This is a genomic window from Caulobacter sp. S45, assembly GCF_903642205.1.
Taxonomy (GTDB): domain Bacteria; phylum Pseudomonadota; class Alphaproteobacteria; order Caulobacterales; family Caulobacteraceae; genus CAHJWH01.
This window is the reverse complement of record NZ_CAHJWH010000083.1, coordinates 1-13,556: the sequence shown is the minus strand read 5'-3', so window position 1 is coordinate 13,556 and position 13,556 is coordinate 1. Positions and strand designations below refer to the sequence as shown.

General features: G+C 70.4%; 11 protein-coding genes and 1 pseudogene. 4 read left to right on the top strand and 8 right to left on the bottom strand.

The window, feature by feature from the left end; genetic code table 11:
- The coding region (locus HUV06_RS09655) for a tetratricopeptide repeat protein (protein ID WP_174301057.1) at window positions 1–1,040 on the bottom strand (1,040 nt) is incomplete at its 3' end.
- A 100-nt stretch (window positions 1,041–1,140) separates the two neighbouring features.
- Here HUV06_RS09655 and HUV06_RS09650 point away from each other — a divergent pair.
- Window positions 1,141–2,367: a DegT/DnrJ/EryC1/StrS aminotransferase family protein gene (locus HUV06_RS09650; protein ID WP_254601023.1), complete on the top strand. Its 1,227-nt coding sequence runs from the start codon at window positions 1,141–1,143 to the stop codon at window positions 2,365–2,367.
- Here the strand turns inward: HUV06_RS09650 and HUV06_RS09645 are convergent.
- The 5 genes from HUV06_RS09645 to radA all read right to left on the bottom strand — a co-directional run bounded on the left by HUV06_RS09645 (window position 2,309) and on the right by radA (window position 10,100).
- Window positions 2,309–5,416 carry a glycosyltransferase gene (locus tag HUV06_RS09645; protein WP_174301056.1) on the bottom strand — a complete coding sequence of 1,036 codons (3,108 nt, stop codon included), beginning with the start codon at window positions 5,414–5,416 and terminating at the stop codon, window positions 2,309–2,311. The genes HUV06_RS09650 and HUV06_RS09645 overlap by 59 nt on opposite strands.
- Before the next feature lie 103 nt (window positions 5,417–5,519).
- Window positions 5,520–6,290 carry an SDR family NAD(P)-dependent oxidoreductase gene (locus HUV06_RS09640; RefSeq protein WP_174301055.1) on the bottom strand — a complete coding sequence of 257 codons (771 nt, stop codon included), beginning with the start codon at window positions 6,288–6,290 and terminating at the stop codon, window positions 5,520–5,522.
- 185 nt (window positions 6,291–6,475) lie between these two features.
- Complete coding sequence (gene purF, locus HUV06_RS09635) at window positions 6,476–7,960, bottom strand: amidophosphoribosyltransferase (protein ID WP_254601025.1); 1,485 nt, start codon at window positions 7,958–7,960, stop codon at window positions 6,476–6,478.
- A gap of 40 nt (window positions 7,961–8,000) precedes the next feature.
- Complete coding sequence (locus HUV06_RS09630) at window positions 8,001–8,678, bottom strand: CvpA family protein (RefSeq protein WP_174301054.1); 678 nt, start codon at window positions 8,676–8,678, stop codon at window positions 8,001–8,003.
- A 39-nt stretch (window positions 8,679–8,717) separates the two neighbouring features.
- On the bottom strand, window positions 8,718–10,100 hold the full coding sequence (gene radA, locus HUV06_RS09625; protein ID WP_174301053.1) for a DNA repair protein RadA: 1,383 nt from the start codon (window positions 10,098–10,100) through the stop codon (window positions 8,718–8,720).
- 195 nt (window positions 10,101–10,295) lie between these two features.
- Here radA and rpsU point away from each other — a divergent pair, with 195 nt between their 5' ends.
- Window positions 10,296–10,541 (top strand): 30S ribosomal protein S21, encoded by a 246-nt coding sequence (gene rpsU, locus HUV06_RS09620; protein ID WP_174301058.1) that lies wholly within the window; start codon window positions 10,296–10,298, stop codon window positions 10,539–10,541.
- 126 nt (window positions 10,542–10,667) lie between these two features.
- Here rpsU and xth read toward each other — a convergent pair whose 3' ends face one another.
- Together xth and erpA are read right to left on the bottom strand one after the other, a co-directional pair.
- The gene (gene xth / locus HUV06_RS09615) at window positions 10,668–11,450 is read right to left on the bottom strand and encodes an exodeoxyribonuclease III (RefSeq protein ID WP_174301052.1); all 783 of its coding nucleotides are present in this window, start codon (window positions 11,448–11,450) and stop codon (window positions 10,668–10,670) included.
- A 133-nt stretch (window positions 11,451–11,583) separates the two neighbouring features.
- On the bottom strand, window positions 11,584–11,916 hold the full coding sequence (erpA, locus tag HUV06_RS09610) for an iron-sulfur cluster insertion protein ErpA (RefSeq protein WP_174301051.1): 333 nt from the start codon (window positions 11,914–11,916) through the stop codon (window positions 11,584–11,586).
- 98 nt (window positions 11,917–12,014) lie between these two features.
- Between erpA and HUV06_RS09605 the strand changes: the two genes are divergently transcribed.
- Window positions 12,015–13,208: a deoxyguanosinetriphosphate triphosphohydrolase gene (locus tag HUV06_RS09605; protein ID WP_254601021.1), complete on the top strand. Its 1,194-nt coding sequence runs from the start codon at window positions 12,015–12,017 to the stop codon at window positions 13,206–13,208.
- Window positions 13,209–13,346: 138 nt separating this feature from the next.
- Window positions 13,347–13,556: pseudogene (locus HUV06_RS09600) on the top strand (SPOR domain-containing protein); the annotation flags it as partial.

Here is a 13,556-nt window from a genome sequence, read left to right as displayed (position 1 = left end):
GCGCGGGGCAGGGAGGCGAGCGGCGCCCAGAGTTCGATGCTGCGTCCGCCGCCCGGCGCGACGCTGCGATGGGGGCGGCCTTCGCGGCGCTCGGTGGCGTAAGCCAGGACCTCCACGCCGGGAAAGCTCCGCCGGGCGAGGGCGTGGAGCCGCGGCTCCAGGGCCAGGCTGAGCCGGCCCCGCGGCCCCAGCGCGGCCACGAGGTCCGGGACCAGGCTGGCGAACATGACCTCGTCGCCCAGGCCCTGTTCGCCGATCGCCAGCAGGTGGGCGCCTTCGAGCGGCGTGTCGGGCGTCCAGGGCTCGCCCGGCGCCTCGAAGACGGGGGCTGACGGGTGGTCGGGGCTCAGCCGCGCCTCATAGGCGTCCCACCCGGCGCCGAGGTCGCCGCGGTGCAGGGCCAGTAGCGCGCGGGCGAAGGCGATGACCGCCGTCTGGCCGGGGTCGGCCGTGTGGCGGGCGGCGGCGTGGAAATCCGCCTCCGCATAGGCCAGCTCGCCGAGGTCGAAGCGGGCATCCCCCCGGTTGTACAGAGCGGCGGCGAACGTGGGCTCCAGCCGCACGGCCTCGTCGAAGAAGGCCAGCGCGGCGGGGCTGTCGCCCTGCTGGTTCAGGATCACGCCCAGCGTGTTCCAGAGCCTCGCCTCGTGCGGATGGGCCAGGATGGCGCGGCGCAGGACCTCCACCGCGTCGCCATAGCGGTGCAGGTCCGCGAGACTTCGCCCGCGGCCGTCCGCCGCCTCCAGGCTGGAGGGATCGAGCGCCAGCACCTGCTCCCACCAGGCCAGGGCCTGCCGGGGCATCTCCATAAGACCGGCCAGCCGCGCCAGTCCCGCCAGCACGTCCACCTCGCCGGGACGGCTGGCGAGGGCGGCTTCGTAGGCGCTGAGCGCCCCGGCGAGATCGCCGGCCGCCTCACGGGCCAGCGCCAAGGCCAGCGGCTCGTCTGGGGCGGGGGGCGCGATGAGCGGATCGGGTCGCCAGGGCTGGAACGGCGTCACCATGCGAGACTCGATCGCCTGAAGGACATTGGCGATCATGGGAGGTCTGAAACAGCTTTTGAAGCCCTGCTCGGTTTCCTGTGGTCTCGGCCCCGGCCTATAAGCGCGCCTCCGGGCCGCGGGCCTGCAGGACTCCGCCGTGAACGCTCCTTCGACCCCCATCGCCTTCATCGACCTACTGGCCCAGCGCCGCCGGCTCGGCGACCGCATCGACCGGGCGGTGATGGGCGCGGTGGACGCCGGCCAGTGGATCATGGGACCGCAGGTGGTGGAGTTCGAGCGCCGGCTGGCCGCCTTCGGGCGCGCGGAACACGCCCTCTCCTGCGCCAACGGCACCGACGCGCTGGCCCTGCCGCTGATGGCCTGGGAGATCGGGGCAGGGCAGGCGGTGTTCTGCCCCAGCTTCACCTTCACAGCGACGGCGGAGGCGGTTTGCTGGACCGGCGCCACGCCCGTCTTCGTGGACATCCTGCCCGAGACCTACAACCTCGACGCCGGCGCCCTGGAACGAGCGGTGCAGGCTATCCTGGCGGAAGGGCGGTTGAAGCCCGCTGCTGTGATCGCGGTGGACCTGTTCGGCCAGCCGGCCGACTACCCGGCCCTGGCGGAGACCTGCGCCCGCCACGGCCTGAAGCTGGTCGCCGATTCGGCCCAGGGCTTCGGCTGCACCCTGGGCGGTGAGCATCCGCTGCACTGGGCGGACGTGACCACCACCAGCTTCTTCCCCGCCAAGCCGCTCGGCTGCTACGGGGACGGCGGGGCGGTGCTGACCGACGATGCGAGGCTGGCGGAGCTGATCGACTCGATCCGCGTGCACGGCAAGGCTATAGCCAGCGACGCGGTGGCGGCGAGCTTCGCCCACGAGGCCAAGTACCTGAACACCCGGGTCGGGATGAACAGCCGGCTGGACACCTTGCAGGCCGCCATCCTCCTGGAGAAGCTGGACATCTTCCCCGACGACATGCTCAGCCGGAACGCCGCCGCTGACCGCTACGCCGCCGGCCTGGAGGGCGTCTCAAAACCCGCAGTGATCGCCGGCGGCGTCTCCACCTGGGCCCAGTACACCGTCGAGGTCGACGGCCGTGACGAGGCCGTCAGGAGGCTGAAGAGCCTCGGCGTCCCCACCGCCGTCTATTATCCCGTGCCGCTGCACCAGCAGGTCGCCTATGCTGATTGTCCAGTTCCGGGCGGCCTGCCGGTCACCGAGGCCAAGGCATCGCGCGTGCTGAGCCTGCCTATCTCCGCCGACTTGGAGCCTGACGTCCAGGACTACGTCATCCAGAGCGTGTGTCAGGTGACAGCCGATCTCAGGGGGTCTGCGCCATCGTCTTTGACCGCAGCGCGATCGGGCGCAGCCGTCGGGTGACCGCCTCGACCAGGGCGCCAGGTGCGGCCGCATAGCCTGTACGCAGGCCTGACCAGGCGTCGCGGTCGGCGGCCTCAGCAGCGGTAAGCGCACTGGCGTGGGCCGGATGGATAAGGTAGGCGTTCGCCGTCCCTCCCCAGTAGGTCGTCTGGACAGGTCGCGAGCGAAGCGGCCTGGACACGCTGGCGCCTGACCACGTGGCCTTCCAGCGTCCGACCAGCGCTTCCACCGCCTCGAAGGACAGATTGGCGGCGGCGGCGTGTACGGCGCTCTCCGCAGCCTTGAGGCGCTGCACCTCGCCCGCTGCGAGTTCGGTGCGGAGCGCCTCGACAGCGCCGTGCAGGACGGCGAACGGGCCCGTGAACAGGTGCGGAGCGCCTTCCAGGTGGGTGTGCGGCGGAGCTAGGTCCGGGCCGGCGCGGTCGGCCAGCCAGACGCCAAGCGCCTGTGAGACATGCGGGAAGCCGCGCACCGCCTCGAGCTCGACGATCCAGCCGATCGCGCCCGCCTGTGTCCCGCATAACCTGTAGAAGCTGTCGGTGCAGAGGTTCCGTGCGGCCCCGATCCTGCCGTCGCGCAGCTCTGCGATGACGGCGTAAAGGCGAAACCAGCCGTTCTCGGGCGAGGCGCGGACAGCGGCGCGCAACAGCGAGCGGGCGAAGGCCGGCGCCTGGTCGAGCGCCAGCAGCAGCCGGGCGGTGGTATAGTCCCACTCCGGTCCGCCCGACCCGCAACGCGCCCGCAGCGCCCGGCCCAGCCTTTCGCGCGAGGCGGTGGCTTCGAGTTCCTCGGCGATCTCCTGCAGCTCGGGCATGTCGCGTCTGAAGAGGGCGTCTTGGTGCGGGCTCGGCTCACCGACCGAGGGTGCAAGGGCGCCGTGACCGTTTTCCGCAAACAGGCCGACCAGCTCGGGCCCGAACCGGCGCAGCAGGCTCGGGTTCGCGCGCCAGATGCGGCGGTACAGGAAGGCCACGCCGTGGGCGTCAAAAGCTTTGGACATCGATCCCGGGCGCTTGCGGTAGCTGAACAGAGTGTCCGGAATGGCCACGCCACGCACGCCGGCTGCGAACATGGAGACGTGGCTGGCGTAATCCTCCATGCCCATCGACATGTCCGGATCATTCACGCCGTGGGCCAGCCAAGCCTCGGCGCGCACCAGGAAGGCGCAGATCTGCAGGTTGTGGAACCCGATGTAGGCCCCGTCGATGTCGAAGACGGTCCACTCGCCCTCGCTCTCGCCGAACTCCTTCAGGCATGCGCCGACGTAGCCGACGTTGCGCAAGCGCTTCAGCACCGCCAGCGAGCGGCTGAGGGTGCTTGGATGGATGATGTCGTCGGCGTCCAGAAAGTAGAGGTAGTCGCCCTGGGCAAGCCTGGCGCCGGCGTTGCGGGCGTCCGCCAGGCCGCCATTGGTCTTGCGCAGCACTCGGGTGGGGAACCGGCGAGGTGCGGCGAGGATGGCGTCCAGCTTCTCGCGCGCGGCGGCAGAGGGCGAGCCGTCATCTACGATCAGCACTTCGATGCCGGCGTGGTCCTGCGCTTCGATGGCGGCGAGGGTCTCGTCGACATAGGCCTGCATGTCGAAATAGGGCACCACGACGGTGATCAGGTCAGGGGTCGGGCCGGCCTGCGGTCCTGCCGTCCTGACCTCGCGCGTGGCGCCGCGCTGGGGTACGGCGTCGGCCAGGGCGCGGCGTCGGCCGGGGACCGGAGCGCCGAACAGTTGAGCTTCCTGCTGAACAAAGGGGTAGTCGCGGCTGCGCCAGTTCGGTTGCACCTTGCGGAGCGCTTCCACCTTGGCGCCGAACACCAGGTTCGGCCCGACCTCCGCCCAGACGCCCGCCTGCAGGAGGGCGGAGAGCGTCGCCCGCTCGCTCGGACCGAGGTCCAGCAGGCGGCGCAGCTTGGCGAGCCAGATGTCCGGCCGCGTCACCTCGGCGGTGAGCCGCTCGCGCAGGTCGGCTGGGATAAGTTCGGCCTGCCCGCCGTTGGCGCTGGTGAGGGGCAGGGCGCCGCCAAGCACCGCTTCAATGAAGGCGTAAGGCAGACAGTCCTCACGATAGGGGAAGGCCACGATAGGGTGGACCGCGCAGAGCGCCCGCGTGTCTGCAGCCTGATGGGCGCCGAAATAACGTACGCGTCGCTCGGCGAACATCTGACGGTGACGGCGCTCCAGGGCGTCATAGGCGGTGGTGGGCGAGCCGCTCAGGAAGGCGTCGCGGCCGAACAGCCAGCAGGGCGGCGGCTCGCTCTCAGTGTGCAGGGCGCCCAGCGCGGCCAGCAGGTCCGGTGCGCCCTTCTGCGCCTGCAACTTGCCAAAGAACAGCACTGGCTCCGACGGCGTATGCACCGCGCGGGAGAGTTCCAGCGCCTCGGGCCCCAGGTCTGCTGCGGCGGGGGCGAGCAGGGCCGGATCGAACGGGTTACGCACCACCTGCGCCCGCGCCAACGGAAAGCCTAGCCTCTCAAGCGCACCTATGATGAACCGGCATGGCGCGAACACCGCGTCCGCAGCGGCGTAGCACCAACGCTCCACCTCGCCCAGAAAGGCGGTGCGGTGCTCGTACGGGCTGTCGCCATCGGTGATGACACAGTGCAGGTGCGGCCGGTGTGCTGTCAGCACCACCCGCGGCCACTCCACCTCGGGATGGAACAGGCGGTGCTTCAGGAACCCCCATGCGAGCGCTCCATAGTCCTGGAACTCGACCACGTCCGGGGCGCCTTCGGCTGCGACCAGGGCCCGCACCATCTCCCCGGCCTCGCGGGCGATACGCAGGGGTCCCTGCAGATTGGCGTGCGGTATAGCTCGTCGGTCCAAGCCGCGGCTGGAGAAGCGGATCAGCCGGTAGCCGTCGCGGAATCCGCAGAGGGGATCGTGCACCTTCGGGTCGTGGTGCAGGACGGTGACCGCCACACCGCGGGCGGCGAGCATGGCGGCGCTCTGATGGGTGTAGACGCCGATGCCGCCGCTGAAGCCCGGCGCCTCGGTGGTGACCAGCCAATAGCGCGAGAGTGCGCGAGCCTCGCTCGGCGGCTCTCCATCAAACATACCAACCCCCCGCTTTCCCAGCGGGCCAGCCTGTCGGATCAGGAAAAAGCTTCAATACCCCAGGTTGCGCCTAGATGCCGCGCAATTTCCACTTTCAGTCTGCTCAGGTCTCCAACGCACAAGCATGAATTGCGCCGGGCTCATCTCTTCCTTTGCGCCAGGCTGGAAAGCTGGCGCGCAGCGGCGGGTCGCCTTCGGGTTTCACCAGATCGAGCAATAGAGGGACCAGGGCTTCGGGCCGGGTCAGGTCTGCGGGGTCTTCGCCCGGGAAGGCCTGCATGCGCATGCGCGTGCGAAGGGGGCCGGGGCTCAGCAAGGTGCAGCGGATGGCGGTGGTGTCCACCTCGTCGGCATAGACCTGCACTAGGCTCTCCATGGCCGCCTTGGTGGCGGCATAGGCCCCCCAGAAGGCGCGGGGCGCTGTGGCCGCGCCGCTGGTCAGGAAGATGGCGCGGGCGGCCTGGGCCTGGCGGAGCAGGGGGTCCATGGCGCGGATCACCCGGAAGGTGGCGGTGGCGTTCACCGTCAGGGCGCGATCCCAGACCTTGGGGTCCAAGTGGGCCAGCGGCGTGAGCAGGCCCAGGTCGCCTGCGTTGGAGACCAGGATGTCGAGTCGGCCAAACCGCTCGTAGAGCGCCGCGCCCAGCCGATCGAGCCCGTCGCCGTCGGTGATGTCGAGTGGGACCAGGGTGGCATGGGCGCCGGTGGCGGCGAGGACGGCGTCGTCCAGCTCCTCCAGGCCAGCCTGGGTACGGGCGGTTGCGATCACGTGCGCCCCGGCCTCCGCAAGGCCCAACGCCAGCGCGTAGCCGATGCCGCGCGAGGCGCCGGTGACCAGGGCGATGCGGCCGGCGAGGAGGGGGGGGTCAGACATCGGATCGTCCGCTTGCAACATTAGTTCGTCATCCTCGGCCTCGCGCCGAGGATCAAGGCTGACCCCAGTTCAGACGCCTGCGGCGCGTGAGCGCCCGGCAGGTGGACAGTTCGATCCTCGGCACAGGGCCGAGGATGACGGTTCTGGGTGGTCCGGCGGCCTTGTCAAACCCTATGTCGCGATCTTCAAGCGGTGACGAGCAGCGACAACTGGCGTTCCACAGGGTCGTTCCTGCCCTCCGCGATCTCGCGGTCCAGCAGGCGGGTGGGGTACTCGCCGGTGAAGTAGTGGTCGGTGAACTGGGGGTGCACCGGATCACGCGGGCCGGCGTCCATCGCGTGGTAGAGGCCGTCCACCGACAGAAAGCCCAGGCTGTCGACCTCCAGTATCTCCTGCATCTCGGCCAGGGTCTTGCGGGCGGCCAGCAGCTTGTCGCGGTCGGGCATGTCGATGCCGTAGAAGTCCGGCCACTTGATTGGCGGGCTGGCGGAGCGGAAGTGGATTTCCCGGGCGCCGGCCTCGCGCACCATGCGCACGATCTTGCGGGAGGTGGTGCCGCGCACGATGGAGTCGTCGATCAGCACCACGCGCTTGCCCTCCAGCACCTGGCGGTTGGGGCTGTGCTTCATGCGCACGCCCAGTTCGCGCACGCCCTGGGTCGGCTGGATGAAGGTCCGACCCATGTAGTGGCTGCGGATGATGCCGAGCTCGTAGGGGATGCCGCTGGCCTGGGCGAAGCCCAGAGCGGCCGGGACGCCGGAGTCCGGCACGGGCACCACCACGTCGGCGTCCACGCCGGTCTCCTGCGCCAGGCAGGCGCCCATGCGCTTGCGCACGTCATAGACCGAGCGCCCGTTCACCACCGAGTCGGGACGGGAGAAGTAGACGTACTCGAACAGGCACGGCCGCGCCCGGGCCGCCGGGAAGGGGCGGGACGAGCGGAGGGTGCGCTTGCCGGAGATCACCACCACTTCGCCATGCTCGATGTCGCGCACGAACCGGGCGCCGATCATCTCCAAAGCGCAGGTCTCCGAGGCCAGGACATAGGCGTCGTCCAGCTCGCCCAGGACAAGGGGGCGGATGCCGAGCGGATCGCGCGCGCCGATCAGGCATTCGTTGGTAAGAGCGAGCAGCGCATAGCCGCCCTCGATCCGTGACAGCGCGTCGATGAAGCGCGCCTCCATCGAGCCCTTCCGCGAGCGCGCGACCAGGTGCAGGATCACCTCGCTGTCGGAGGTCGACTGGAAGATCGAGCCCTCGGCCACGAGCTGGGTGTGCAGGGCGCGGAAGTTGGTCAGGTTGCCGTTGTGGGCGATGGCGATGCCGCTGGCCTCCAGGTCGGCGAACATGGGCTGGACGTTGCGGATCACGCTGGCGCCTGAGGTGGCGTAGCGGGTGTGGCCGATGGCGTAGCGGCCGGGCAGGCGGTGGACCAGGTCGGTGCCGGAGAAGGCCTCGCCCACGTGGCCCATGTGCCGCTCGGTATGGAACAGCTGGCCGTCGAAGCTGGCGATGCCGCAGGCTTCCTGGCCGCGGTGCTGCAGGGCGTGCAGGCCGAGCGCGGTGATGGCGCTGGACTCCGCGACGTTCCAGGCGCCGAACACTCCGCATTCCAGGCGCATCTGGTCGTCGTCGGCGTCGCGGACGTGGCCGCCGGCGTCCTCGAGCAGGGTGGGTCGGCCGGGAACTGTCGAGGCGAGGGTCACGGGCTCACTCCACCTGGTCGGAGACGGGACGGCGACGATGTCGATGCGGCGCAGAGCCGTCGTCGATCCGCAGAGTGCGTTCGGATGGCGGCGCCGCGACCGCAGGTTCGGCGTAGTCCTGGCCAGCTTCCACAGGACCCGGAGGCGGCCCGGGGTCGCCCCCGCCCATGCGGGCCTTCAGCCCGGCGCCGAAGCCTTCCATCTCGCGCAAGCCTCCCGGCGCCACCGAGGCGAGGGTCAGGCCGGCGCCGCGGGCCAGCGGATAGAGCCTGGCGCTGGTGAGCAGCGGCGGCGGCTGGCCGAAGGGCGTGGCGTTGAAGACCAGATAGACGACGCCCATGACCACCAGCGCCCGCACGACGCCGAAAGCCAGGCCCACGCTGCGGTCCAGCGTGCCCAAGGTGCTCTGGCTGCGGATGGCGCGCGACAGGTTTGAGCCCAGCAGGCGCAGGCCGATGTAGGCGACCAGGAAGGAGACGGCGACCGCCACGGCGTTGGCCGCCCAGGGTGGATGCACGGTGTGGCGGGCGACGGGTGCTGTAAATGGAAGTAGATAGACCGACAGCGTCGCCGCCGCGGTGAAGGCGAACAGGGTGACGATTTCCAGAACCGCGCCGCGGCTGAAGCCGATCAGGGCGGACACGACCAGCACCAGCGCCGCGACGAGGTCGAACAGGTTCACCGAGGCCTCCCGCTGCGCGCTCCCTAGCGTGGCGGACCCTCATTTCCAATCACCGTCGCCAATCCGTCGCACGGCGTCGGCGAGGCGGGCCACGCCGGCCGTGGGGATGGCGCCGGGCGTGGAGCCGCCCTCCTTCGAGGAAGTGGGCGCGAGCGCGCTGGTGAAGCCCAGCTTGGCCGCCTCCTTGAGGCGCGAGTCGGTGCGGCCGACGGCCCGCACGTCCCCGGAAAGGCTGATCTCACCGAACACGACGCAATCCTGTGGCAGGGGCTGGTCAAGGGCGGAGGAGACGAGCGCCGCCGCCGCGGCGAGGTCGGCCGCGGGCTCCGTGACACGAAGCCCGCCCGCGACGTTCAGGTAGACATCCCGGTCTCCTAATCCAACCCCGCACCGGGCCTCCAGCACCGCCAGGACCATGGCCAGACGCCCCGTATCCCAGCCGACGACCGCACGGCGGGGCGTTCCGTAGGCGGACGGAGCCACCAGGGCCTGGAACTCCACCAGAACCGGGCGTGATCCCTCGATCCCGGCGAATACCGCCGCGCCGGCCGACCGCTCGCCGCCTTCGTTCAGGAACAGGGCGGATGGGTTCTTCACCTCGCGCAGCCCCGAATCGCCCATCTCGAACACGCCGATCTCGTCGGTGGCGCCGAAGCGGTTTTTGGCGGCGCGCAGGATCCGGAAGGGATAGCCGCGCTCGCCCTCGAAGGAGAGCACCGCATCGACCATGTGCTCCACCACCCGGGGGCCTGCGATCTGGCCGTCCTTGGTGACGTGGCCGACCAGGACGACGGCCGTGCGCCGCTTCTTGGCCAGGCGCACCAGCTCCCCTGCCGCCGCGCGCACCTGGGCCACCGAGCCGGGGCCGGCCTCCAGCTGGTCGCTCCACAGCGTCTGGATGGAGTCGATCACCACCAGGTCGAAGTGCTCGCGCTTCAGCCCCTCGGCGATCTCGCGCAGCGACGTCTCTGCGGCGAGCTTCACCGGGGCGTGCGCCAGGCCCATGCGCTGGGCCCGGGCGCGGACCTGCTCCACCGCCTCCTCGCCGGAGACATAGGCGACGCTGGCGCCGTTCAGCGACGCCGCGGCGGCGGCCTGCAGCAGCAGTGTCGACTTGCCGACCCCCGGGTCGCCGGCGATCAGGAGGGCCGAGCCGGGCACCACGCCGCCGCCGCAGACCCGATCGAACTCCTCCATGCCGGTGACGATGCGGGGAGGGGCGGGAGTCTCCACGTCCAGCGTCTCGAAGGCGAGGCCTGGACGGGCCTTGGTCCTGGTTGGCGCGAGCGCGCCGGGCGGCCGGCTCGCCTGCACCTCCTCCACCAGCGTGTTCCAGGCGGTGCAGGCCGAGCACTGGCCGCTCCACTTGGTGTGCACGGCGCCGCAGGCCTGGCAGGTGTAGATCGCACCGTCACGCGCCATGGAGTGTCCGGAGAAAGCTCAGGCTCCCCATATGGGCCGAGTCGGGGCGTTCATCTCCGCCGAGCGTGGACAAAGCGGGCGGGCTTTGGTATCCGACGCTCTCCTAAGCCCGCGGGAGCTCCGTTCGGGCTCGATGGCGTTTATGCCATCGCCTGCCATTCACCCGTTCGCGCAGGTCCAGAGGAGGGCCTAGTCATCGTCCAGATTTTCGTCCGCGACAATAATGTCGACCAGGCCCTAAAGGCGCTTAAGAAGAAGATGCAGCGCGAGGGCACCTTTCGCGAGATGAAGCGTCACGTGCACTACGAGAAGCCGTCGGAAAAGCGCGCCCGGCAGAAGGCTGAGGCCATCCGCCGCGCCCGCAAGCTGGCCAGGAAGCGCGCCCAGCGCGAAGGCCTTCTGCCCGCCACCCCCCGCCCGCCGCCTCGCACGCCTCGGTAAAGATGCTCTCCCCCGCTGGGGGAGCTGTCGGCGAAGCTGACTGAGGGGGCCGACGCGAAGCGGCGGCGCAGCCCCCTCCACCAGCTTCGCTGGTCCCCTCCTGCAGCGGGGAGGATCGGGTGCGTCTTACCCCGCCAGGGTCACCATCAGCGGCGTGTGGTCCGACGGCTTCTCCCAGCCCCTCGGCTCGCGCTGGACCTCGCTCCCCTCCAGCCGGTCGGCGGCCTGCGGAGAAAGCAGGGCGTGGTCGATGCGGATGCCGTGGTCGCGCTCGAACGAGCTGCGGAAATAATCCCAGAAGGTGTAGGCGTGGGGCTCCGCGCCCACCGCAAGATGGGCGTCGGTGTAGCCCAGGTTGGTGAGCGCCCGGTGGGCGGCGCGGCTCTGCGGCTGGTAGAGGGCGTCATCCTTCCAGCTCGCCGGCTTGTCGCAGTCCAGCGGCGTGGGAATGACGTTGAAGTCGCCTGCCAGCACCGTGGCCTCCTCCAGCTGCAGCAGGTCGGTGGCATGGGCGTGCAGGCGCGCCATCCAGCTTAGCTTGTAGTCGAACTTCTCCGTGCCGATGGGATTGCCGTTGGGTAGGTAGATGGAGGCGACGCGGACGGGCGTGGGGGCCTCGACGATCGCCTCGAGATAGCGTGAGTGGGTGTCCGCATCGCCACCGCCGGGCAGGCCACGCCGGGCCTCTTCCAGGGGGTGCTTCGACAGGATCGCCACCCCGTTGTAGCTCTTCTGGCCGTGCACCAGCACGTTGTAGCCGAGCGCCTCCACCGGCTCGCGCGGGAACTTCTCGTCCACGCACTTGAGCTCCTGCAGACAGGCGACGTCGGGCCGCTCCTCCTCCAGCCAGCGCAGCAGGAGCGGCAGCCGGGCGTTGACCGAGTTCACGTTCCAGGTGGCGATGCGCATCATTCATCCTCCCCTGCTGAGCGGGGGAGGTGGCGGCGCAGCCGATGGAGGACCCCCGGGCGCGACGCTGGGCTGGAGCCCCCTCCACCACGCTTCGCGTGGTCCCCCTCCCCCGCTGCGCAGGGGAGGATAGTCAGATCGAAAAGCTCACCCCGCAGCCGCAGCTGGACTTCGCGTTCGGGTTCCTGACGCGGAACTCTGCGGTCGCCAGCTCCTCGACGAAATCGATCTCCGAGCCGGCCAGGAAGGGGACGGACACATCGTCCACCAGCGCTGACGCGCCGTCGCGCTCCACGCGCAGGTCGTCGGCCTCGCCGGCCTCCACCAGGTCGAACAGGTACTGGAAGCCCGAGCAGCCGCCGCCCTCCACCGCCACGCGCAGCATCAGCGGCTTGCCCTCGGCGTGGCCGATCTCGCGGATGCGGTGGGCGGCGGAAGCGGACAGGGTGATGGGGGTGGCGGCCATGGCGGCTCATGGGGCTCAAGCTGGCGAAAGCGCCTCCACCCTTATATGAGCCTGCCGGAGCTCCGGGGAAAGACGCCGCGAGCGGGGAGGGCGCCGCCTTGCCGGCCGACGCTGCAGGATACGTCCCGCCCACCCGGGCGGCTTACGCCGAGGACCCTGCGCGGTCCTGCGGCCGCCGCCATCCCGAGCCCGAGAGCGCCACCCGCACCGCCTTCGCCCGCGACCGCGACCGGGTGATCCACTGCTCCGCCTTCCGCCGGCTGAAGGAGAAGACCCAGGTCTTCGTGGCGCACGAGGGCGACCACTTCCGCACGCGCCTGACCCACAGCCTGGAGGTGGCCCAGATCGCCCGCTCGCTGGCCAAGGCGCTGGGGCTGGACGACGACCTGGCGGAAGGGGTCGCCCTGGCGCACGACCTCGGCCACCCGCCCTTCGCCCATGCGGGCGAGGACCAGCTGCAGGCCTGCATGGCCCCCTATGGCGGCTTCGACCACAACGTGCAGACCTTCCGCGTGCTGGTGCGGCTGGAGCGGCGCTACCCGCAGTTCGAGGGGCTGAACCTGTGTTGGGAGACGCTGGAGGGCGTGGTCAAGCACAATGGCCCCGCCACGGGCCAGCTCGACAAGCCGGCCTTCGCGCCCATCCTTGCGCTGGACCGCGAGTTCCCGCTCCGCCTGGAGACCTTCGCCTCGGCCGAGGCCCAGGTGGCGGCCCTGGCCGACGACATCGCCTACAACAACCACGACGTGGACGACGGGCTGCAGGCCGGCCTGTTCGGGATCGAGGACCTGCTGGAGACGCCCCTGATCGGCCCGGTCATCCGCTCTGTCCAGGCCGATTGGCCGGGATTGGACCTGCGGCTGCTGCGCCTCGAATCGGTACGGCGGATGATCGGGGCGATGGTGGACGACGTGCTGGCGGAGACCCGCAGGCGCGCTGAGGAGGCGGGCGTCTCCACGCCCGAGGACGTGCGCGGCCTCGGCCGCCCGCTGGTCGCCTTCTCGCCCGCCATGTTCGAGGACCTGAACCGGCTGCGCGCCTTCCTCTTCGCGCGCATGTACCGCCATCACCGCCAGAACCGCACCCGCAGCGCCGCCAAGCGCATCCTGCGCGGCCTGTTCGCCCTCTACATGGAGGAGGGCGACGTCATGCCGCCGGCCTGGTTCCAGCGCACCTCGGACGTTGACGAGGCCAAGCGGGCGCGGGTGGTGTGCGACTACATCGCAGGCATGACCGACCGCTTCGCCATCGAGGAGCACCGGCGGCTCTTTGGCCTGGAGAGCTGGCGTTAGGGGTTCGTTAACCTCGATCCCATGTCTTGAGGGTGAGACGATCCGGCCGTCCGCCTCGCGCTCGGGCTGGGTTACAGTGCGAGCAGGTTTGCGATTCGGGTTCGCCCCGGGTCACCAACCGTCCGGAGCGGCCAGCCCATGACCGATTACGACCGTGGGGCCTACACCCCCCAGACCGACGCTCCCCTGGCCTTCGACCCCCGTCGCCCCAGCGAGCGGCGCCCCATGCCCATGGCCCTGATCGGAAGCGGGGTGGTGCTGGCGGTGCTGCTGGCGGGCGTGGCCATGGTCTATCGCGGCGGCGTACGCCATGCGGGCGAGAGCCCCCGCCCGGTCGGTGAGCCGGTG

Excerpts from the sequence above, each read along its gene's own strand:
- xth (WP_174301052.1), bottom strand. The coding sequence starts at position 11,450 with ATGCGCATCGCCACCTGGAACGTGAACTCGGTCAACGCCCGGCTGCCG.
- HUV06_RS09645 (WP_174301056.1), bottom strand. The coding sequence starts at position 5,416 with ATGTTTGATGGAGAGCCGCCGAGCGAGGCTCGCGCACTCTCGCGCTAT.
- radA (WP_174301053.1), bottom strand. The coding sequence starts at position 10,100 with ATGGCGCGTGACGGTGCGATCTACACCTGCCAGGCCTGCGGCGCCGTG.
- HUV06_RS09640 (WP_174301055.1), bottom strand. The coding sequence starts at position 6,290 with ATGTCTGACCCCCCCCTCCTCGCCGGCCGCATCGCCCTGGTCACCGGC.
- erpA (WP_174301051.1), bottom strand. The coding sequence starts at position 11,916 with ATGGCCGCCACCCCCATCACCCTGTCCGCTTCCGCCGCCCACCGCATC.